At 49.8% G+C, this 19,615-nt stretch carries 21 protein-coding genes; 16 read left to right on the top strand and 5 right to left on the bottom strand.

Going from position 1 to position 19,615, the window contains the following annotated elements:
* The first annotated feature begins 3 nt into the window (after window positions 1-3).
* From I2B62_RS12910 to I2B62_RS12900, 3 genes are all read left to right on the top strand, one after another.
* Window positions 4-417 (top strand): VOC family protein, encoded by a 414-nt coding sequence (locus tag I2B62_RS12910; RefSeq protein WP_347707820.1) that lies wholly within the window; start codon window positions 4-6, stop codon window positions 415-417.
* A 75-nt stretch (window positions 418-492) separates the two neighbouring features.
* Complete coding sequence (locus I2B62_RS12905; RefSeq protein WP_195269487.1) at window positions 493-750, top strand: zinc ribbon domain-containing protein; 258 nt, start codon at window positions 493-495, stop codon at window positions 748-750.
* Between the two features lie 127 nt (window positions 751-877).
* Window positions 878-1,321: a MarR family winged helix-turn-helix transcriptional regulator gene (locus tag I2B62_RS12900; protein WP_195269486.1), complete on the top strand. Its 444-nt coding sequence runs from the start codon at window positions 878-880 to the stop codon at window positions 1,319-1,321.
* 38 nt (window positions 1,322-1,359) lie between these two features.
* Here the strand turns inward: I2B62_RS12900 and I2B62_RS12895 are convergent, their stop codons facing one another.
* The 5 genes from I2B62_RS12895 to I2B62_RS12875 form a co-directional block, all read right to left on the bottom strand.
* Complete coding sequence (locus tag I2B62_RS12895; RefSeq protein ID WP_207736012.1) at window positions 1,360-1,563, bottom strand: hypothetical protein; 204 nt, start codon at window positions 1,561-1,563, stop codon at window positions 1,360-1,362.
* Between the two features lies 1 nt (window position 1,564).
* A complete protein-coding gene (locus I2B62_RS12890; protein WP_195269485.1) occupies window positions 1,565-2,362 on the bottom strand; it encodes a response regulator in 798 nt (265 codons plus the stop codon).
* Window positions 2,343-4,166, bottom strand: a complete 1,824-nt coding sequence (locus I2B62_RS12885) for a histidine kinase (protein ID WP_243259530.1) — start codon at window positions 4,164-4,166, stop codon at window positions 2,343-2,345. The genes I2B62_RS12890 and I2B62_RS12885 overlap by 20 nt, the downstream gene beginning before the upstream one ends.
* Window positions 4,167-4,256: 90 nt before the next feature.
* On the bottom strand, window positions 4,257-5,450 hold the full coding sequence (locus I2B62_RS12880; protein ID WP_195269484.1) for a coenzyme F420-0:L-glutamate ligase: 1,194 nt from the start codon (window positions 5,448-5,450) through the stop codon (window positions 4,257-4,259).
* A 153-nt stretch (window positions 5,451-5,603) separates the two neighbouring features.
* Window positions 5,604-6,482: a GGDEF domain-containing protein gene (locus tag I2B62_RS12875; RefSeq protein ID WP_195269483.1), complete on the bottom strand. Its 879-nt coding sequence runs from the start codon at window positions 6,480-6,482 to the stop codon at window positions 5,604-5,606.
* Between the two features lie 222 nt (window positions 6,483-6,704).
* Here I2B62_RS12875 and I2B62_RS12870 point away from each other — a divergent pair, with 222 nt between their 5' ends.
* The 13 genes from I2B62_RS12870 (at window position 6,705) to I2B62_RS12810 (ending at window position 18,996) form a co-directional block, all read left to right on the top strand.
* Complete coding sequence (locus I2B62_RS12870; protein ID WP_195269482.1) at window positions 6,705-7,235, top strand: hypothetical protein; 531 nt, start codon at window positions 6,705-6,707, stop codon at window positions 7,233-7,235.
* 176 nt (window positions 7,236-7,411) lie between these two features.
* A complete protein-coding gene (locus I2B62_RS12865; RefSeq protein WP_195269481.1) occupies window positions 7,412-8,473 on the top strand; it encodes a cobalamin-dependent protein in 1,062 nt (353 codons plus the stop codon).
* Between the two features lie 71 nt (window positions 8,474-8,544).
* Window positions 8,545-10,245, top strand: a complete 1,701-nt coding sequence (locus I2B62_RS12860; protein ID WP_195269480.1) for a GGDEF domain-containing phosphodiesterase — start codon at window positions 8,545-8,547, stop codon at window positions 10,243-10,245.
* Window positions 10,246-10,541: 296 nt separating this feature from the next.
* Window positions 10,542-11,489 carry a sugar-binding transcriptional regulator gene (locus I2B62_RS12855; RefSeq protein ID WP_195269479.1) on the top strand — a complete coding sequence of 316 codons (948 nt, stop codon included), beginning with the start codon at window positions 10,542-10,544 and terminating at the stop codon, window positions 11,487-11,489.
* 57 nt (window positions 11,490-11,546) lie between these two features.
* Window positions 11,547-12,728 (top strand): sn-glycerol-1-phosphate dehydrogenase, encoded by a 1,182-nt coding sequence (locus I2B62_RS12850; RefSeq protein WP_195269478.1) that lies wholly within the window; start codon window positions 11,547-11,549, stop codon window positions 12,726-12,728.
* A gap of 2 nt (window positions 12,729-12,730) precedes the next feature.
* The gene (locus tag I2B62_RS12845; RefSeq protein ID WP_195269477.1) at window positions 12,731-13,525 is read left to right on the top strand and encodes an HAD-IIA family hydrolase; all 795 of its coding nucleotides are present in this window, start codon (window positions 12,731-12,733) and stop codon (window positions 13,523-13,525) included.
* Window positions 13,526-13,742: 217 nt separating this feature from the next.
* The gene (locus I2B62_RS12840) at window positions 13,743-14,312 is read left to right on the top strand and encodes a transcriptional regulator GutM (RefSeq protein ID WP_195269476.1); all 570 of its coding nucleotides are present in this window, start codon (window positions 13,743-13,745) and stop codon (window positions 14,310-14,312) included.
* A gap of 148 nt (window positions 14,313-14,460) precedes the next feature.
* Window positions 14,461-15,033, top strand: coding sequence for a PTS glucitol/sorbitol transporter subunit IIC (locus tag I2B62_RS12835; protein ID WP_058693111.1), 573 nt, complete (start codon window positions 14,461-14,463; stop codon window positions 15,031-15,033).
* A gap of 3 nt (window positions 15,034-15,036) precedes the next feature.
* A complete protein-coding gene (locus I2B62_RS12830; protein WP_195269475.1) occupies window positions 15,037-16,005 on the top strand; it encodes a PTS glucitol/sorbitol transporter subunit IIB in 969 nt (322 codons plus the stop codon).
* A gap of 24 nt (window positions 16,006-16,029) precedes the next feature.
* Window positions 16,030-16,389 (top strand): PTS glucitol/sorbitol transporter subunit IIA, encoded by a 360-nt coding sequence (locus I2B62_RS12825; protein ID WP_013378528.1) that lies wholly within the window; start codon window positions 16,030-16,032, stop codon window positions 16,387-16,389.
* A gap of 18 nt (window positions 16,390-16,407) precedes the next feature.
* Window positions 16,408-16,683 carry an HPr family phosphocarrier protein gene (locus tag I2B62_RS12820; RefSeq protein WP_195269474.1) on the top strand — a complete coding sequence of 92 codons (276 nt, stop codon included), beginning with the start codon at window positions 16,408-16,410 and terminating at the stop codon, window positions 16,681-16,683.
* Between the two features lie 150 nt (window positions 16,684-16,833).
* Window positions 16,834-18,042, top strand: coding sequence for a pyridoxal phosphate-dependent aminotransferase (locus I2B62_RS12815; protein ID WP_195269473.1), 1,209 nt, complete (start codon window positions 16,834-16,836; stop codon window positions 18,040-18,042).
* A gap of 9 nt (window positions 18,043-18,051) precedes the next feature.
* The gene (locus tag I2B62_RS12810) at window positions 18,052-18,996 is read left to right on the top strand and encodes an HD domain-containing protein (RefSeq protein ID WP_195269472.1); all 945 of its coding nucleotides are present in this window, start codon (window positions 18,052-18,054) and stop codon (window positions 18,994-18,996) included.
* Window positions 18,997-19,615: the final 619 nt, after the last annotated feature.

Genomic DNA, 19,615 nt, shown 5'->3' with positions numbered 1-19,615 from the left:
CCGTTGTCAAATACCAGAGAAAGAAGGTATCTGGCCTGGCGGATAAAAACAATGATGAAATTTTCTTTTGTAACCATTCACGTCAATCATCTGGAGGAATCCATCCGGTTTTATGAGGAGGTTCTCGGCCTTGAGGTTTTACGCCGTTTTGAGGCTGGCCCGGGAAATGAAATCGCCTTTATGGGCAGCGGGGGAGCAGAGCTTGAGCTTATCGGAGACGCTCAGGAAAGCGAAGTCGGCGTCAATGAAAAGATTTCGCTGGGCTTTGAGATTGCCTCGGTGGATAAATGTATGGAAGCGCTCCGTGAAAAGGGTATTCCGGTTTTCAGCGGTCCCTTTCAGCCAAACCCCAAAACCCGGTTTTTCTTTATTCAGGATCCGGATGGCGTGATGGTTGAGCTCATTGAACAAAATTAATTTTTTAATCATGACACAGGATGTCAGGGTTTGTCTGGTATGATAGAGACAAATACAGAACATCAGGAGGAAGAGATGGAAAAATTTTGTCAGTCCTGTGGGATGCCCATGAGCGAAGACGTGTGCGGCACCAATGCCGACGGCAGCAAAAATGGCGATTACTGCCAGTACTGTTATGAAAAAGGCGCTTTTACAGCGCCGGATATGAGCATGGAAGAAATGATCGGGATCTGCGTTGGACCGATGGTAGAAAGCAACGCCGAAATGACAGAGGAACAGGCGCGTGAAATGATGAGTGCGTTTTTCCCGAGTTTGAAGCGCTGGAAAGCGTAACCCCAAAAGAATGCTGCATAAACCGGCGGCATTCTTTTTTATTTTTTGAAAACCCCTTTTCATTTGACAAAAGCGCAGCAACGCCATAAAATTAAGGTAATGCCAGAAATTTAAAGGAGACACCAATATGGAGCTGCCCACCCAGGATGAAATATTAAAGCTGATTTCCATTATTCAGCGCAAGACCCAGATGTATCTCAATAAGCAAACCAGTGAGCTGGGACTGACCAGCGGGCAGGCGCCCTTTATCATGATTACCTGTGAAAACGGGAAAATTCCGCAGAACCGTTTTGTCGAGCTGCTGGACATGAACAAAAGCACCGTGACCAAAATGGTGGCAAAGCTTGAGGAAAACGGCTACCTGACCCGGGAGGCAAACACCTGCGACAGCCGTTCCTTTGACGTTTACCCCACCGAAAAAGCCTATGAGGTTCTGCCGGAGCTGCAGCGTATCGGTAAGGAGTGGGTTGATGAGATCACAACGGGTATGACCGAAATCGAGAAAGCGGTTTTTTTCGATTTGTTGCGAAAAAGCGCCGAGCGCGCAGGGCGTTACTTTGACGATCACTAAAAAGCCAACACCGCGTTGGCTTTTTTTTATGTCCGGAATCAGTCCGCCTGCTTCAGCTGACGCTGGTATTGCCGGACAGCGGTGGACAGGGCAAAACAGAGGATAAAATACAGCAATGCCATGGTGCCCCAGAGATAGGAGGTATCCTTGACGGTTGTGACGGTCTGGGATAAAAGCGCGGGCACCATGTTTCGGAAGGCCTGGGGGCAGCGGGATACATTGGAAAAAGAAAAGCCGGCCATCCTAAAGGATGCCGGCCTTCTGAGACAGGAAACCTGTGGTAAACTCTGCCCAGCTGTAGTTGCTCATATACTCACCCGCGTAGCTGTTGATGGCGTGGGTATCGCCCTTTAGAAAATTATAATAATCGCAGTCCAGCTTTTCGGGGTCCACAGACAGGTAGTTGCGCTTTTTAATCAGAATTTCCTCGGCGTTGACAGCCTTGAACGTTTTTGTCATATCGGCCGCGACGGTCTGGAACTGGCTCTGCAGGGAGTGGGAAAGATCCCGGTCCTCCCAGAGGACAGAGATCAGCTCTGCCGTGGTGGAGCCAGAGCCCTTGCGGTCGATAAGGTAGGCGAAAAGTTCCTTGGACTTTGTGCGCCCAAAGCGCAGCGGCGCTCCGTCCACAAAAACCTCAAAATTGCCAAAGGTCTGTATCCGTACCCGTTTCGAGCTGTCGGCGGGCGGCAGGGCCAGATTGTCAATCTCGGCCTTTACAGCATCGACGGTGGGCGGCTTCAGCAGATAGCCGCTGGCGTGTACCGAAAAGGCGTCCAGGGCGTAGTCGGGAAAACCAGTAGCAAAGATGATTTTAACCGCGGGTGCGGCTTCCTTGAACCGCTTGGCCAGCTCAATGCCGTTCAGGCCATACATCTCAATATCCAGAAAGGCAATGTCTGCCGGATGGTCTTTCAGATAATCCAGCGCGGCAAAGGGGTCATCAAAGCCCTTGAGATGGCTGCCCGGCACAGCTTCCTTTAAAATTTTGAGCATATAGCCCAGGGCCAGGGCTTCGTCGTCAACTGCGATGATATTCATGTGGTGTTTCCTCCTTTTTGGGCAGAATAATGGTGGCGGTGGTGCCGCTGCCCGGTTCAGTGGTGATGGTCAGGCGTCCGCCGCACTGGCTTTCCAGACGGCTGCGGACATTGTCGATTCCAATATGGCTGCGGCCGTCCTCTTTTTTGACGGAAGGGTCAAAGCCCACGCCGTCGTCAGAAATACGCAGGATAACGGCGTCCTCTGTCTCCCGGGTCGACAGGGTGACCGTGCCGCCGGAAGGCTTTTTTGTCACGCCGTAGCGCACGGCGTTTTCGACTAAGGGCTGTACGGTCAGAGGCGGCAGGGAAAAGCTGCTGACGCCGATATCGTAGGCGATGTTTAGCCGTTTGCCGAAACGCATTTTCTCCAGGGACAGGTAGTTTTCGATATGGGTCAGTTCTTTTTCAAAAGGAATGACGCCTGTGTGGGAGAGTGAATCCAGATTGCCCCGGAGAAATCCCGCGAACTGCCCGACCGCCATCTCGGCCTGCGCCGGATCAATGGCGCAGAGCTGTTTGATGGCAGTCAGCGCGTTGAACAGAAAATGGGGCTGGATCTGGCTCAGCATGATGGCGATGCGGTTCTGTACCAGCTCTTTCTCCAGCGCCTGCGTTTTGCGGGCAGCGGCCAGAGTGCTTCTGGCATAGCGGACCATGTAGGAAAGCTGGGTGAGAATAAAGAGGGTAAAGCCGAGCTTGAAGAACAGGTTAAAGGGCAGAAAGCCCAGATAGTAATTCAGAATATCGCCGAATCCGATAAAGCAGATGCCACAGGAAAACAGAATAAAGCGGGTATCGCGCTGTGGATTATGGGCGTTTTCATAGATCAGGCTGAACAGGATGACAAGCACGGCCGCCGCGTCGAGCAGCGTCAGCGGGGTGAGCAGCTCATAGCCGTCCCAGATTCCCAGCGACTGGACCAGCAGAAAAAACAGCGTAAAGGAAAGCCCGGCATAAACGCAGGCCGAAATGGCGTAGCGGGCCCTGCTCTCTACAAAATCCAGCAGGTAAAGGCCGAGAAAGGGCATGATGAGGCTCAGGCTCAGAATATCCAGAATGTTGGTAAAAACATTGGTGGTGACCAGCAGCGAGATGATATGAAAATCCAGAAAAATCCACAGGCCGCTGGCGATGATAAACAGGGACAGGTGGAAAGGCGCCCAGCTTATCGGCGTTTTGATGATCTTCAAAATTATAATGGCGGCCAGCAGGCTCAGACCCATGAGCAGGATAAAACCGCCCAGCAGCAGGGAAGAGCCTGAGGTGGAGACCAGATCTCTGAACAGCACGCCCGAATCCCCCATAAAAAGGTTTTCAAGAAAAAGGTTAAAGGCCTGCTCGCTGTTGTTGCTGTAGACATTCTCCAGACGGATGGTAATCGTGTCGCTGGTGCTGATATTATCGGGCGCGAGGAGCACATCCCACTGGTTGCCAGGGGATTTTGAAAAGGACGGGTAAGTGCCGGGCTGGCCAAAGCTGTAAATCTCACGGCCGTTTTGATAAAACTGGACCCGGATATTGCTCACGCGCAGCAGAATGGGAGAACCGTCGTTAATGTCCTGGCTGAAGTGGCCGGTGAGTATAACCGAAGGGTTTGTGTCAGAGTTGATTTTCGTATCAGCCGTCAGAGGCTGCGGCGCGGCGGTATCGCTGGCTTGCCAGGTGCCGGTAAAGGTCAGTGGGTCCAGCACGGTGTTCAGCTCATCGGTCCGCTGCTCCTCCATGATGGCATAGGTTAACAGCGCGGCAGAGAACAGCGCGATGACCAGTGACAGGATTTTAAGTAAGGTGTTGGATTGCATAGAGTGTTCCCTTATCCCTTCTGTATTTACAGTGACGCCTGAAATGAAAGTTAAAAAGCAGTGCCCGAAATGCTCAGACACTGCTTTCTTCTAATCCGCGTAATTGTCAAAGTATCCCTGGATTAAAACAATGGGGGTTCCCTTGTCGCCGCTGCCGGTGGTTAAGTCGCACAGGCTGCCGAGCAGGTCGGTCAGGCGGCGCGGCGTTGTGCCCTGGGTCTCCATTTTTCCCACGAGGGATTCCTTGGGCTTGTTGGCAATGTATTCGGAAATCGCTGATTTAAGGGCGTCGCCGGATAAATCAGCAAAGTTATTGTCTGCCAGATATTTTAACTTGACTTCGTTGGGCGTCCCGTTTAAGCCGTCGGTGTAAGCCGGGCTGACAACCGGGTCTGCCAGCTCCCAGATTTTGCCGACCGGGTCCTTGAAGGCGCCGTCGCCAAAAACCATGACCTCAATGTTCTTGCCGGTAGCCTGGTGCAGTCTCGCCTGTACCTCGTGGACAAAATGCGCGCATTCCTTTGGAAAGAGCTTGACCTTTTCCTCGGTGGCCTTGTTTGAGCCCAGAAGGCCGTAGTCGGCATTGTAGCCGCTGCCGTCCACCGGTTCAGTCAGCAGATCATCCAGGCCCAGAACCGTTTGGGCGCCCGCGGCCTTTAACAGCCGTTTGGAGCGTTCACGGGTATGGATATCGCAGGTGAGTACGTGCTTTTCATAGGGCAGAATGCTGCGGCAGTCATTGGCAAAAATAAACCGGACCTCGGCGTTTTCCTCCTCGCAGAGCGCTCTATAATAAGAAACGTAATCGACGCCGGTAAAGGTGTGCGGGTTGCTTCCGAAAAGCTCACGGTAGCGGGCTTCGTCCAGCACGTCTGTCCAGGGGTTTACGCCCTTTTCGTCGAGCTGGTCAAGGTCGACCAGATGATTGCCCACCTCGTCGGAGGGATAGCTCATCATAATGGTCAGCTTTTCAGCGCCACGGGCAATCCCGCGCAGACAGATGGCGAAACGGTTGCGGCTCATGATTGGGAAAATCACGCCGAACTCGCCGTCTGGAAATTTAGCCTTTACATCCTTGGCGATGGCGTCGACACTGGCATAATTGCCCTGCGCCCGGGCGACCACGGCTTCAGTAATACCCACGACATCACGGTCGTTTAAATCAAAGCCCTCGTTCTGAGATGCTTCCAATACAGAATCGACCACGATGCCCGCGAGATCGTCGCCCTCTCGAATGATCGGTGCCCGTACGCCTCTGGATACGGTGCCGGTTGCTCTTGTCATATTGTACCTCCCGCGGCAATGCCGCTTTTTTATCAGAATAAATTAAAGGGAAAGCAGTGTCATATCCCCGATGCTCATACGCTTTCAAAAAGAATTATATTATAAAACTTCCGGCGTGTAAAACAATTATTGCGCCCAATTTAAAAAAGCGGCTCAACGGCCGCTTTTATTTTGTCTTTTATCTTCATACATTTGCCTGTCGATCTGATCGAAAAAAACCGCGGCGTCCATTTCGCCGGGATGGTATTCCTGAATGCCCATGCTGGCGTTGATGGAGAAACAGGCGTCACCCTTGTAAAAGAGATGCTCTTTGATATCGCGTGACAGGGCAGACAGAATGGGTCCGGTCTGCTCAAGGACGAGCCCCGGAAAAATCAGGATAAACTCATCACCGCCGATGCGGGCGGCCCAGCCGTTGCCGTTCGCCGCGGCGTCTGTGAGCATGGAGGACAGCTCACGCAGGACAACGTCGCCTGTCTGGTGCCCGTAGGTGTCGTTGATGATTTTAAAGTCGTCGATGTCCAGCATGGCGGCGGTGAAGGGCTGCTCGGCATTGACGCAGCGCGAGACCTCGCGCTCCGCGTAGTTTTTGTTGTAGAGGCCGGTGTAGAGATCACGGACAGACAGGTTGTTGAGCTCGGCGATCACGTCGGTGATGATCGTGTTGTCGCAGTGGCCTTCATCATTGATCATGAGGCTGGTCGTGACATCCCTGGCAAGCTCGAGAACGCAGCGGCGTCCGTCAACCGTGTATGGGGTAGAAAGGATCAGGAACACTTTGTTTTCCAGATACTCCAGCTTCACGACGGGCTCCTCAAGGCTGAGTGCGCGGATGGAGGAGCAGTTGTGGCAGGGGGTATTGCGTTGCCAGATGGCATAGCATGGCGTGTCCTGGGGCTCAAGGCAGGCATTTTTGCAGTTATAAACACAATAGTCCACGGGTGTAACAAAGCGGTAGTGGTCAAAAAAAGCCGCAGCGGACTGGTCGATCAGCTCGTGCAGCGTGGCATCGGAGTCTTTTATTTCAAACATGATCTTCTCACCTCGTGCCCGTCTATGACAGACGGACTGTTTTTTATCTGTGCATATAGTATCAGTGCGGCCGGTGAATGTCAATTAAAATCATTCTAAAAATTAAAGAATTCAGGCAACAGGTGTTTTACCAAAACCGGTATGTTTTTACCAAAATGTTTGCGGTCATCGTTGGTTTTCGTGATAGGATAAATAAAAGCTTATTATTCAGGAGGAAAAGAAATGGAACCTAAAGGAAAAACCCTCTTAAAGGGCGCGGGTATTATTTTTATGATATGGGGGATTCTCATCACGATTTTTGGGGTCGTGCTGTTTTCGACTGCTGCGATGCTCCAGCAGCTGGGAGACAGCCATGAAATCCAGCAGATTGCCACAGAGGGTGGACTCACAATGGAAGGACTCGTGCATACCGTCAATATGATGTCGGTATCGCTGATCGCCAATGGCGCCTGTATCATTATTCTGGGCATTCTGGGCATTATGTTCTGCAAAAGCATTGGAAAGGCGCGGTTTCTGCGGTTTTTAAGTATCCTGGTTATTGTGTTCAGCGCTGTAAATCTGGGGATGAGCATTCTCTACGGCTTAACCGCCATGATACCGCATATGGTCAGCATTGTTTTAGGCATTATCTATTTTATCGGCGCAGACCGGAATGTCAAAACCGTTGATCTGGGCACAGAGGCCATTGATCCTGAGGACGCCGACACGCTGGCAGAGCAGGAGCAGGAAACAGAAGAGACAGAGGAAGCGTAAGCCTTTGAAAAGATAAAGGGCGTCCGGGAATGCTGGCTGTATTTTACAGCCGGCATTATTTTATTGCGGTCAATTCTGTTAAAAAAGACAAGATCATGGTAAAATATAAGACAACAGCTTTCAGTGTGATATTTATATAATGGAGAAAGCTTTTCCAATAAAGGATGAGGATGCCAATGAGTTTATTACCGATGGATCAAAACCAGGAATTTCGGAGTCTGGCGGATGAGCTCTTCAGCCGCCAGTTTGAGCTGGACCCGCAGCTGGGCAGAGAGCTGGATGCGACAGCCAGAAAGAAAATGTACCAGAATGATGTGTATACCGTGGGAATGCTCTGCACAGCCCTGGCGCTTGAGGATGGAAAAATTTTTGAATCCTATGCCCAGTGGTTCTACCAGCTGCTATGTCCGCTGATTCCCTGTTATACAAGGGAAAGAATAAGAGATCTGCTGCTGGACAGCTATGCGCTGATGGAGGAATGTATGGAGCGGGTGGCCGCGCCTGAAAAGGGACCAGCGCTTAAGGAGATGCTTGATCGTGCGTCGCGCGCAACGGCGGAGGCATGTGAAAGGGACGGAAAAACGGTTGAGGCGACGCCCAGAAAATATGAAGCGGAAATTCAGCAGTATCTGGACAGCATCTTGAAAGCGGATACCAGGAATGCGGTATTTTTGATTCCAGAATATGTAAAGAAGGGAATTCCTCTGCCTGATGTCTATGTGGATATTGTGGGGGAATGTATGCGTGAGGTGGGCGAGCTGTGGCACCGCCATACAATTGAGGTTGATCAGGAGCATTACTGCACCTCGACGACCCAGATGGCGCTGGCTCAGCTGTATCCGGTCATTTTCAGTCAGGTGCGCAGGCCAAAAAAGATTCTGGTGGCCTGTGTCGGCAGCGAGCTGCACGAGCTGGCAGGGCGCATGGTAGCCGACCTCTTTGAATACAATGGCTGGGACAGTGTCTATCTCGGGGCGGCAGTGCCGGCGGAGTCCATCCTGTCGGCGGTCGAAGCGCACCGGCCAGACCTGGTTGCCCTCTCAGTGACAATGCCCCAGCATCTGCCAGTCTGTAAGGAAACAGTGGAGCGGCTGCGGAGCGCATGTCCGGATATTAAAATTGCGGTGGGCGGAAAAGCCTTTGAATGGACAAATGAAATCTGGAAGAACTGGAGAGTAGATGTATACACTCAGGATGCCAAAACTTTTGTAGCATGGGCAGTGGATACACTGCAATAAAAAAGATGATAGGATATTTTGCGTTATGTGATACACAGGGAAACGTCAACAAAGTCATACGGAGCGTACCGATGCATTTTGTCAATGAGGGGCAGAATATACGGCAGCTTTTTTCGGAGGATGAAAGCCTGGAGGCGCTGCTGAACCCAACGGCGGGCCAGGTGGTGTCCGCGAGCCTCAGAATACGCGGAGGTGAAGGCCGGTGTGTGTGGGCAGCTTCGAAGAGAAAAGGTGAGCAGCTGCTTTTTGCGATGTGGCGCGTCGAGGATGTCTCAGAGGTGCCCGGACTGATGAAGCTGTATGTCTCCATGACCGATGATCTGGAGCTGGTTCAGCAGGAGCCCTATGAAAGCAGCTACTACGAGATACAAAAGGTCAATAACCAGCTGATCAATTACCAGCGGGCGCTGACAAAAGCCAATGAAAGGCTGAGGATGCTGCTGGAGGAAGTGCGCGCGGCTAAGAGCACCATTGAGCTGCTGGAGCGCGACCCGGTTACCAGCCTTTACACGCAGAATGCTTTTTTTGACAGGGCGGCTGCGTTTCTGGAAGAAAACCCCCAAATGGATTTTGATATTATTGCGGTGGATATCGAGCGCTTTAAAATGGTGAACGATGCCTTTGGCAATGCTGCCGGCGATAAGCTCCTGACAGAGGTGGCCCTTTGTCTGCTGAACGCGGGAGAGGGAGAGCCGGCGCTGTTTGCCAGAGCCAGGGCAGACAAGTTTTACGCGCTTGTGCCCCGCTGCGAAAAAATCTATGACGCGCTGGACTGGCATCTGGGGTTTCTGGAGCAAAATCATCCCCTGCCCATGCGCCTTCAGGTTAAGCTGGGCATTTACCACATAGAGGACCGGACTCTTGGCGTTCCCAGAATGTGTGACCGCGCCGTGCTGGCGGCTGGCAGCATCAAAGGCTTCTTTGACAAAAGATGCGCCTTTTATGATGACTCGATCCGGGAGAAGATGATCATGGAGCAAAACATCATTGACACCATGACCGATGCCCTGGAGGAGGAAACGTTTCAGGTCTATCTCCAGCCAAAAGTAGAGATTGGCACCGGCAGGCTTATGGGGGCAGAGGCGCTGGTGCGCTGGCAGCACCCGCGGCTTGGAATGATCTCACCGGGAGACTTTATCCCGGTGTTTGAAAAGAACGGCTTTATTTATGCCCTTGACCAGTTTGTCTGGCGGAAAACCTGTGAGATCATGGGGCAGTGGAAAAGGGATGGAGGAAATTTCATTCCCATATCAGTCAATGTGTCCAGGGTGGACATCTATCACAGCGATCTGCCTGAAATTTTGGTAAAAATGGTTGAAGAAAATGGTCTGAAGCCAGAAGACCTGCACCTGGAGATTACCGAGTCGGCCTATGTGTCCGATTCAAAACAGCTGCTTTCGGTGATTGAGCAGCTGAAGGCCCGCGGCTTTGTCATTGAGATGGACGATTTTGGCAATGGGTATTCTTCGCTCAATACGCTTTCAGAGCTGCCCATTGATGTGCTGAAAATCGATCTGGAATTTTTGAGAATGCGTAAAAATGTCATGCGCCGGAAACAGATCATGCGCTTTGTCATCAATCTGGCCAGTGAGCTCAGGCTGCAGGTGATCGCGGAAGGCGCGGAAACCGAGGAGCAGATTGCCCTGCTGCGGGAAATGGGCTGCGAATACGCCCAGGGATATTTTTATGGAAGGCCCATGCCCCAGGAGGATTTTCAGGATTATCTCTCAAAACAGGAGATCAGCGAAGCCTTTGTGCCACGCCTGGAATAATGGAGCTCAATAAACAAAACGAAAGCCGTCTGCCCGGACTCGGTATCTGGGCAGACGGCTTTTTTAAAAACAGGAAAAAAATCGATACTTTTACAAAAGAAAAAATGTAAATATTTTCAGAAAGAAATATCCGTAAAATTTACTGAAAATTAGAAAAAATACAAAAATTTTGTTAAGATAATGCGTGTTTGATGTTGACATTCATTATAGAAGTTATATAATGACATTAAACAATGATTGACAATATTTCAGATACAAACAAAAGTAAAAGTCACAAAGGTTTGGAGGGATAAAAGATGAAAAAGGTCATTGATGACGAGCGGCTGATGGTTAAGATCTGCGATATGTATTACAATCAGGATTTAAATCAGAAAGTCATTTCAGCGCAGCTTGGCTTGTCCAGGCCAACAGTTTCCCGAATCATCAGTAATGGCAAGGAGCGGGGGATTGTAAAAATCATCATCGATAACCTGGAAGGCACCGACTATGTGGAGCTGGAAAGAGAAATCGAAAACCTGTATGGCCTGCGTGAGGTCATTGTCGTTGACACCAAGAAGGACATCGAAGATCAGAAAAATGAAATCGGCCGGGCAGCAGCCCAATATCTGGAGCGCGTGGTCAAGGACGGCAATGTCGTGGGCGTATCCATGGGGACGACCCTGGGATATATTGCCAGGCATGTTGTGGGAAACGCGACCAAAAACATCACCTTTGTACCGCTGATCGGCGGCATGGGCCATCTTCGGATGGAGCTCCATTCCAACTACATTGTAGAGGATCTGGCCAAGGTGTTTGGCGGAGAGTTCATGCTTATGCACGCGCCGGCAAGAGTTTCCGGCAAACAGATTAAAGAAGAACTTCTGAAGGAGGACGGCATCAGCAAAATTATCCGCATGGGTGACAAGCTGGATGTGGCACTGGTGGGAATCGGGGTTCCCAACAGCACCTCTGCCATTATGGCCACCGGCTACTATGACCGGGTGGAAATGAACAAAATGCGCGAAAAGCATGTCGCGGGTGACATCTGCATGCAGTTTTATGACATTAACGGCAGCACAACCCCCTTCAAGATTGATAATAACGTGGTCGGCATTGAAATTAAAAAGCTGCGCCGCGTACCGCATTCCATCGGTGTGGCCTGCGGCATTGAAAAGGTCGATGCCATCAAGGGCGCCATCAACGGCAAGTATATCAATACTCTGGTCACCGATGTGGAGAGCGCCAGAAAGCTGATTGAAGAATAGCCGTATTTTACGGTCATTATACTTTTAGATTTTTAAAATTAAAAGGAGAACCTAACAATGAATGAAATCCTGAACCTGGCCATTAACGAAATGGCAAATACTGAATTCGACTGCTCCTGTGGGAGACATCACAATTTTTCAATCCATGACATTGCTATCGGGAAGGGAGCGATTAAGGAACTGCCGCGTGTAGCCGAACCCTTTAAAGAAGGAAAAGTCCTCATCGTTTACGATGACAACACCTATAAAGCCGCCGGCAGGGAAGCAAAACAACTTTTGGACGACGCAGGCTTTAATGTCAAGGAATTATTGTTCGACCGTGGCGGAGAATTACTGATCCCGGATGAAAGTGTTGTCGGACGTATTCTTGAAGAACAGGAATTAGATGTCAGCCTGATGGTGGCCGTAGGTTCGGGGTCACTCAATGACTCGGTCAAGTATGTATCCTCCCGCACAAAGGTGCCTTACATTATTGTGTGTACCGCCCCCTCCATGGATGGCTATGTTGCCGATGGCGCGCCGCTGATCTGCAACGGTTATAAATACTCCTACCCGGCATGTCTGGCTTACGGCGTTGTCGGCGATACCGACATTATGAAGGAAGCGCCAATGGAATTAATCCATGCGGGCTTTGGCGACGTTGTCGGAAAGATTACCGCCCTGGCAGACTGGGATTTATCCGTTAAGGTCAATGACGAATACCGCTGCGAAACCTGCGTAGAGCTTGTACAGCGTGCCCTGGACAAATGCTTCAGCCAGGCAGAAGCGTTAAAAGAACGCAACGACGAAGCAACTTTATATTTAATCGAAGCCTTAACCCTGACGGGTGTGGCCATGGGGCTTGTCAATATCTCCCGTCCAGCCTCCGGCGCAGAACACATGCTGTCCCACTACTGGGAAATGGATTATATCGCAAGAGGCCTGACACCGATTCATCACGGCACCCAGGTTGGTGTTGCGACACCGGTTATCGCCATGTTCTTTGAAGAAATGGCAGATTTACTGCCCGAAGGAACCGGAGCGCTGTGTCCGCCGCACCAGGAAATCGAAGAGCTTCTGCGCAAAGCTGGATGCCCGGTAACACCAAAAGATATCGGCATTGACAGAGACTTGTTCCACAGAAGCCTGATTGAAGGCTACAAGGTGCGTCCGCGCTATTCTGTTATGGAATTTGCAAAAACCCACGGCCGTCTGGAAGAAATTGCAGACAAAATTACAAATACAATTTACGGAGAATAAGCATGCGATTTGAAAAAGACCAGGCATTAAATGATGTCAAACTGTTCGTACTGGATATGGATGGCACCGTCTATTTAGGCAACAACCTGATCGAAGGATCTCTTGACTTCATCCATAAGGTTAAAGATACAGGAAGAAGCTTTATCTTCTTTACCAATAATGCGTCCCGTGTGCCGTCTTTTTACAAAGACAAGCTGGCGAAAATGGGACTGGAGGTAGAAGAAAGCGATGTGGTCACCGCTGGTGACGTCACCGCAGAGTTTTTGAAAACCTACTACCCCGGCAAGCGTGTTTATCTGAATGGTACACCGCTTTTGGAAAACAGCTTTAAGGAAAAGGGCATCAACCTGGTTGATGACGAGCCGGATGTGGCGGTTCAGAGCTTTGACACGACCCTGACCTATGAAAAGCTGGACAAAATCTGCCGTTTTGTCCGCAACGGCGTCCCCTTTGTGGCTACTCATATGGACACCAACTGCCCGACAGAGGACGGCTTTATGCCGGACTGCGGCGCAATGTGCGACTTAATCACCTCATCCACCGGCGTTAAGCCCCGTTTCCTGGGCAAGCCTTTCAAGGAAACCGTGGACATGGTGCTGGAAATTACCGGCTTCAAGCGCGACGAGGTTGCCTTCGTCGGTGACCGCATCTATACAGATGTGGCGACCGGTGTTAAAAACGGCGCAAAGGGCTTCCTGGTACTCACCGGCGAAGCGGATATGCAGACCGTTGCCGAGTCCGAGGTTGAACCGGACTGCATCTACGATTCCTTATATGAAATGAGCAAGTATTTATAATGCTGAAGCCGGATTTCACCGAAGTCTGGCAGGAAGCACAGAACGTTAACGGGCGTTCGGCAACAGGGATGAGGAGTCTTCGAGAAGGATTTATCCTGAAAGGGTATAAAAACTTTCTTTAGAAGATACGGACTTTTCAAATCTTTATTGTCGAACTTCCCTTATCGTTATATAATAGGATATAGGATTATTAGTAAAGAAAACGGAGAGTGTCCAGATGAACGATGGCTTAAAGTATTTTATTTTTCTGGCTTTTGCCATGATGGTTCTGCAGAGTTTTTTATCCTATCTTCAGTACAGAAGCTACCAGAAAGCTGTGAGCGCCCTTCAGGGAAGGGGCTGGATCCTGGGCATTGGTATGCGCAAGGGGGGCTTCCATATAAAGGGCGGCGCCATTGTTGTGCTGGCCTGGGACCGGAAGACCAATCGGGTCATGGCCTGTAAAAGACTACAGGGCATTACCATGTGGAAGCGTTTTGAAGATGTGGAGGATTATAATGGCCTGACACTCAATGAAGTGCGCAAAATCGGGATCGAGGACGATCTTGCCGTCAACTCCCGGCTGCGCGAAAAAGAACCCTATAGTCCGCTGTTAGTTGATAAGCGCCGTAAAAAAGGCGCTCTCATACAGGCTATCGAAGCCATAGACAGGCGTCTCGCAAAAGAGATGGAAAAAGAGGAACAAAAAAAGGTCGTGCAGGATGACGGATTAGAACGGCAGGAGTTACAGGCACGGCTGCGCGCAAGACAGCGTGAAATCAGAGAAGAGCAGTCCGGCAAAGGCTGAGGGGCCTTTTACGGCTGTGTGAGGGGGCGGTTCATCTTCAGGTGAAGAACGAGTACAGAGAACGTGTAAACGTTGGCCGTAACGCATACGGCAGGTTTAATGGTTTTATTTATATGAGTATTTATTAATTTTTAGAAGGAGTGATTTTATGGAAGCTTTACAGACTTTCGGACAAGGCTTTATGGGCCTGTTCCAGAATGGCGCGAACTACTTTATCCAACTTTATGTCTTACAGTTACTGCCCTGGGTTATTATCATGATAACCTTTATGCATATTCTGTTTAAATTAATCGGACTGGAACGAATCGAAAAGCTTGTCCAGCTGTGCAACAAATTTTTCTTAACCCGCTGGATTCTGTCACCGGTGATCGCCATGGTATTCTCAGGCAATCCGATGACTTATCCCTATGCCCGTTTCTTACCGGAAAACCAGAAGGTAGCTTTCTTTGACCCTGGTATTTCTTTCTGCCACCCGGTTACCGGCTTATTCCCGCACGCCAATCCAGGCGAGCTTTTCGTATGGCTGGGGATCGCCAGCGGTGTCTACGTACAGGGCCTGCAGTTTGGTATCGGCATCGAATCCCTCGGTGGTCTGGCAGTGGAATATTTCCTGCTTGGTATGGTAATGGTACTGCTTCGCAGCATTTTCACCCAGGTTATTTACAATGCTAAGTACAAAGCAAAATACGGCCATGCACAGGGCTCAGAAACGGAGGCATAAACCATGTATAATGCAGTAAGAATCGAAAAAGGACATGGCGGATGGGGCGGACCGCTCGTTATCCAGCCAACGGAAAAGAAAAACAAAATTGTCTCCATCACTGGCGGCGGCATTGACCCGTTAAGCCGTAAGATCGCCAAGCTTACCGGCGCAGAAGCCATTGACGGCTTTTCAAACGGCGTGCCGGACGATGAAATGGCTTGCGTTATCATCAACTGCGGCGGTACCCTGAGATGCGGTGTATACCCGAAAAAAGGCGTTATGACCGTTAACATTACCCCGGTTGGCCAGTCAGGCCCTCTGGCAGAATTTATTAAAGAAGATATTTACGTCTCCGGCGTTGTCGAAAGCGGCATCACACCGGCCGACGGTTCAGAAGTCCCGGTTGAAGAGGACACGGCTGAAGAAGAAGTGGTTGAAGAAGCCGCTCCGGCAGCAGACGCTCCAAAAGAAAACTGGGTAGCACGCGGCGGTAAAGCCCTTGCTGGTTTTGCAACCAAATGCGTCCAGGGCGGTAAGGAAGCCATTGACATTACCATCAAAGACATCCTTCCGTTCATGGCTTTCTATTCACTGCTCATCGGCCTGATCGAGTTTACCGGCTTAGGCGCTTTGATGGGACAGTATGTTTATCCGTATTTAGGAACCCTTCCAGGTCTTTTGATACTGGTAATTATTTGCGCACTTCCTATGATTTCTCCGCTGGTAGGTTCCGGCGCGTTAATCGGCCAGGTATTATCCGTTTTGGTCGGCTACGGAATCATGATCGGCGCATTCCCAGTTGTTTTAGCACTTCCGGCTCTCTTTGCCGTCGATGCACAGGTAGGCTGCGACTTTATCCCGGTTGGTTTATCCATGGGAGACGCCGCGAGCGATACAGTAGACATCGGGGTACCATCTGTGTTATTATCTAGATTGTTCACAGGACCGATCATGGTGCTTATCGCATATTTTGTAGCAACAATGCTCTAGAATAGATTTTAAGGAGGAAGAATCATGGGATATAAATCAACCGTAACCGAAATCGGACCAATGGTGCAGGACTTTATCGGTGAAAAAATGATTATCGTCTTTAACGATAACGCACCCGCAGCCCTCAGAGAAATGGCTGTTCTCCATTCAATCGAAGAAATGGAAAAGGATATTGCCGTGAACGATATCATCGCCATTGGCGGACAGGAATTCGTGGTGACAGCTGTCGGCAGTGAAGCCAACGAAACATTCAGAACGATGGGACACTGTACTTTCTGCTTCAACGGAGGGGATACGGCGAAGATCCCAGGACACATCGAACTCCTTGGCGAAGGTATGCCGGAAATCACTGTAGGCTGTACCATCGAAATCATTCACACCTAAGAAAACGGAGAGGTAAATATGTATTCAAAAGAAACGGTTATTATCAATAAAACCGGTCTTCATGCAAGACCAGCGTCAGACTTTACCAAAAAGGCCAGCGGCTTTAAATCAGCCATCAATGTAAAAAACCTGGACGAGGATAAAGAAGGAAACGCAAAATCCATCATCGCGGTTATGGCAATGTGCCTGTCAAAGGGAACACGCGTTGCAGTAAGCGCTGAAGGCGACGACGAACAGCAGGCAGTCGACACATTGGTTGAGCTGATCGATTCCGGCTTCGGCGAAGAAGAGTAATCAATAGAAGAGTGCACGAAAGGGCTGGTAAAGCCCAGCGTGGCACTCTTTTTTTATTGCCCCAAAAACCCTGCGCCGCTTGTTTTTTTTTCGCCTTAAGCTTATAATGGATACATTAATATAAGGAATTCAAAAAGGAGTTAACATAAAATGCAAATATCCAAGCGTGTAATGGGCATGGGAGAGCCCGCCCTTTTGAAATATTATCCCCTGGTGGATAAAGCCGAGGCTGAAGGGAAAAAGGTTTATTACCTGAATATCGGGCAGCCCGATATCTGTACCCCGCCCAGCTTCATGAAAAAAGTTAATGAAATGAAGGAAAACGTTCTGGCCTACGCCGCTCCCGAAGGCGAAAACGCATTGCGGGAGGAAGCCTGCAAATATTACAGGAAATACGGCTTAACCTATCATAAGGGGGATATGCTCATCACGAACGGCGGCAGCGAAGCCCTGCTGTTCACCTTTCTGACCATCTGTAACCCAGGCGACCAGATTCTGACCCCGGAACCGCTTTACAGCATTTACAAAGAGATGGCCTCTGCCACCAGTGTTGATTTAAAAGGCATCAAAACCTACGCCGAGGAAGGCTTTGCCCTGCCAGGCAAAGAAGCCATTGAGGCGGCCATCACCCCGGCAACCCGGGCGATACTGATCACAAACCCCGGTAATCCGACCGGCAAAGTGTTCAGCAGAGAGGAAATCGAACGCGTGCGGGACATCGCCCTTGCCCATGAACTCTATGTCATTGCCGATGAAGTCTACCGCGAGTTTATTTATGACGGGTTAGAATATGTGAGCCCTGGCCATTATTCCGAGCTGGACCAGAACTGCATCATTATCGACAGCATATCCAAGCGCTACAGCGCCTGCGGCGCGCGCATCGGCTTCATCCTGTCAAAAAATCGTACCTTCATGAACCAGATCAAGAAACTCTGCCAGATGCGTCTGGCGGTCTCCAGCGTTGACCAGCTCGGCGCCGCCGAGCTTTTTAAGCTGGACACCAGCTTTTTTGACGACGTACTCAAAGAATATACCCATCGCCGGGACATCGTCTATGACTGTTTGAAAACCATCGACGGCGTGGTCTGCAAAAAGCCGACCGGAGCGTTTTACTATGTCGCCAAGCTCCCGACCAGGGATGCCTGCGATTTTATCGAATGGATGATCACCGACTTTGATTACGAGGGCAAAACCGTGCTGCTGTCTCCGGCCAATGATTTTTATATCCATCCTGAAGACGGCGCGGACGAAGTGCGCATTGCTTATGTTTTAAAGGATACGGATATGGCTGCTGCCGTAGAAACTCTGAAGCAGGGGCTCAATACCTATAAAGAAAAATTCCCGGAACGCTGTAAATAGGAGAAAATAATGGAAATCAAAAATCTACAAAAGGGACAGCCGTTTCTAGGCTATCTTTTCATCAAATCACAGGTAACCAAAACCGCTGCCAATGGCAGCCGCTATTTTAATATGAAGCTCACCGACACCAATTTTGACGAGATTGACGGAAAAATGTGGGATGTCAAGGAAGCCGACGAGGAGGAATTTGTCACTGGCAAGCTGGTGAAAATCAAAGGCGCTGTCCAGGAATACAACGGCCATCTTCAGCTCATTGCCAATCGTATGCGTCTGGCCAATGAAGGCGATGACGTCAGCATTGACGACTTTGTAGAGTGTGCCCCCAAAAATGTCAGCGACATGATTGAAGAAATCAACGCGGCCATTGACGCCTTTACAAATGAAGACATTAAAAATCTGACAAAAGCCATTTTTGAGGATAAGACCAAGGTGTTGTCCTATTTCCCGGCAGCCAAGTCCAATCACCATGCCCTGAAAGGCGGACTGCTCTATCACACCTACTCCATGCTGCAGATCGGGAAAAGCCTGACGCCGCTTTATCCGTTCCTCAACGCAGATTTACTGTATTCAGGGATCATCCTGCACGACATTGGCAAGATTACCGAGATGGAATCCGATGAAAACGGCTCAGTAAGCGACTATACTGAGGAAGGCAAGCTGCTGGGGCATATTGTTACAGAAATCGTAGAGATCGACGAATATGGACAAAAACTCGGCGTCAGCGAGGAAGTTCTGCTGCTCTTAAAACACATGATCCTGTCACATCATTACGAAGCCGAATACGGAAGTCCCAAGAAGCCGATGTTCCCAGAAGCCGAGCTGCTTCACCACATTGACATCATCGACGCCCGCATGAATACCATGGAAAAAGTCCAGAACAGCCTAGAACCCGGAACCTTCTCCGAAAAAATCTGGGGACTGGATGGCATCCAGCTCTATCGAAATAAACTGTGAGCACGTTATGCTATATAATGTAGAAAAAAGCAGATGACACCGCACGTCTGCTTTTTTTACGCCCAGGTTAAAAATAAATCAAAAAAGATTAAAATAATGGTCAAAAGCGCTTGACAAAGGGTAGCGACCGGGTTATACTAATTAAGCTGTCTCGGAGAGCACAGCACCGCAGGGTTTTCAGCCCAGCGCCAGAGAAATTTAAAAATAAATTTTAAAAAAGCGCTTGACAGGGAGAAAACAACGCGGTATAATAAAGAAGTTCGCTTGAGAAAGCCGAACATAAACTTTAATTTTTCTGAAGAGAATCAGCGGAGTGCAAGGCGCACGTTTGAACGCGTGAGGGAGCATACCGATGTATGTGACCGAACAAGAGAAAACGGGTAACGCAGCAATCGGGTGATTGTCGAAAGAAAAAAGGGGTCATAGAAAAGAGAATAGTACCATAAAACCTGAAATTCCAGCTGATGGAAATCAGCAAAGGATAAAAACGCAAGTGCGATGAACACTTCAAAAAAATCATCACATGAACCAGATCAAGAAGTCGAAAGGCTAACGATAAACTTTTATTGAGAGTTTGATCCTGGCTCAGGACGAACGCTGGCGGTATGCTTAACACATG

This window comes from Eubacterium sp. 1001713B170207_170306_E7 (assembly GCF_015547515.1).
Taxonomy (GTDB): domain Bacteria; phylum Bacillota; class Clostridia; order Eubacteriales; family Eubacteriaceae; genus Eubacterium.
This window is presented reverse-complemented; position numbering and strand designations above follow the sequence as displayed.

Bases quoted from the DNA above. Each gene is read 5' to 3' on its own strand.
- I2B62_RS12905 (WP_195269487.1), top strand. From the start codon at position 493: ATGGAAAAATTTTGTCAGTCCTGTGGGATGCCCATGAGCGAAGACGTG.
- I2B62_RS12900 (WP_195269486.1), top strand. From the start codon at position 878: ATGGAGCTGCCCACCCAGGATGAAATATTAAAGCTGATTTCCATTATT.
- I2B62_RS12895 (WP_207736012.1), bottom strand. From the start codon at position 1,563: ATGGCCGGCTTTTCTTTTTCCAATGTATCCCGCTGCCCCCAGGCCTTC.
- I2B62_RS12890 (WP_195269485.1), bottom strand. From the start codon at position 2,362: ATGAATATCATCGCAGTTGACGACGAAGCCCTGGCCCTGGGCTATATG.
- I2B62_RS12885 (WP_243259530.1), bottom strand. From the start codon at position 4,166: ATGCAATCCAACACCTTACTTAAAATCCTGTCACTGGTCATCGCGCTG.
- I2B62_RS12880 (WP_195269484.1), bottom strand. From the start codon at position 5,450: ATGACAAGAGCAACCGGCACCGTATCCAGAGGCGTACGGGCACCGATC.
- I2B62_RS12875 (WP_195269483.1), bottom strand. From the start codon at position 6,482: ATGTTTGAAATAAAAGACTCCGATGCCACGCTGCACGAGCTGATCGAC.
- I2B62_RS12870 (WP_195269482.1), top strand. From the start codon at position 6,705: ATGGAACCTAAAGGAAAAACCCTCTTAAAGGGCGCGGGTATTATTTTT.
- I2B62_RS12865 (WP_195269481.1), top strand. From the start codon at position 7,412: ATGAGTTTATTACCGATGGATCAAAACCAGGAATTTCGGAGTCTGGCG.
- I2B62_RS12860 (WP_195269480.1), top strand. From the start codon at position 8,545: ATGCATTTTGTCAATGAGGGGCAGAATATACGGCAGCTTTTTTCGGAG.
- I2B62_RS12855 (WP_195269479.1), top strand. From the start codon at position 10,542: ATGAAAAAGGTCATTGATGACGAGCGGCTGATGGTTAAGATCTGCGAT.
- I2B62_RS12850 (WP_195269478.1), top strand. From the start codon at position 11,547: ATGAATGAAATCCTGAACCTGGCCATTAACGAAATGGCAAATACTGAA.
- I2B62_RS12845 (WP_195269477.1), top strand. From the start codon at position 12,731: ATGCGATTTGAAAAAGACCAGGCATTAAATGATGTCAAACTGTTCGTA.
- I2B62_RS12840 (WP_195269476.1), top strand. From the start codon at position 13,743: ATGAACGATGGCTTAAAGTATTTTATTTTTCTGGCTTTTGCCATGATG.
- I2B62_RS12835 (WP_058693111.1), top strand. From the start codon at position 14,461: ATGGAAGCTTTACAGACTTTCGGACAAGGCTTTATGGGCCTGTTCCAG.
- I2B62_RS12830 (WP_195269475.1), top strand. From the start codon at position 15,037: ATGTATAATGCAGTAAGAATCGAAAAAGGACATGGCGGATGGGGCGGA.
- I2B62_RS12825 (WP_013378528.1), top strand. From the start codon at position 16,030: ATGGGATATAAATCAACCGTAACCGAAATCGGACCAATGGTGCAGGAC.
- I2B62_RS12820 (WP_195269474.1), top strand. From the start codon at position 16,408: ATGTATTCAAAAGAAACGGTTATTATCAATAAAACCGGTCTTCATGCA.
- I2B62_RS12815 (WP_195269473.1), top strand. From the start codon at position 16,834: ATGCAAATATCCAAGCGTGTAATGGGCATGGGAGAGCCCGCCCTTTTG.
- I2B62_RS12810 (WP_195269472.1), top strand. From the start codon at position 18,052: ATGGAAATCAAAAATCTACAAAAGGGACAGCCGTTTCTAGGCTATCTT.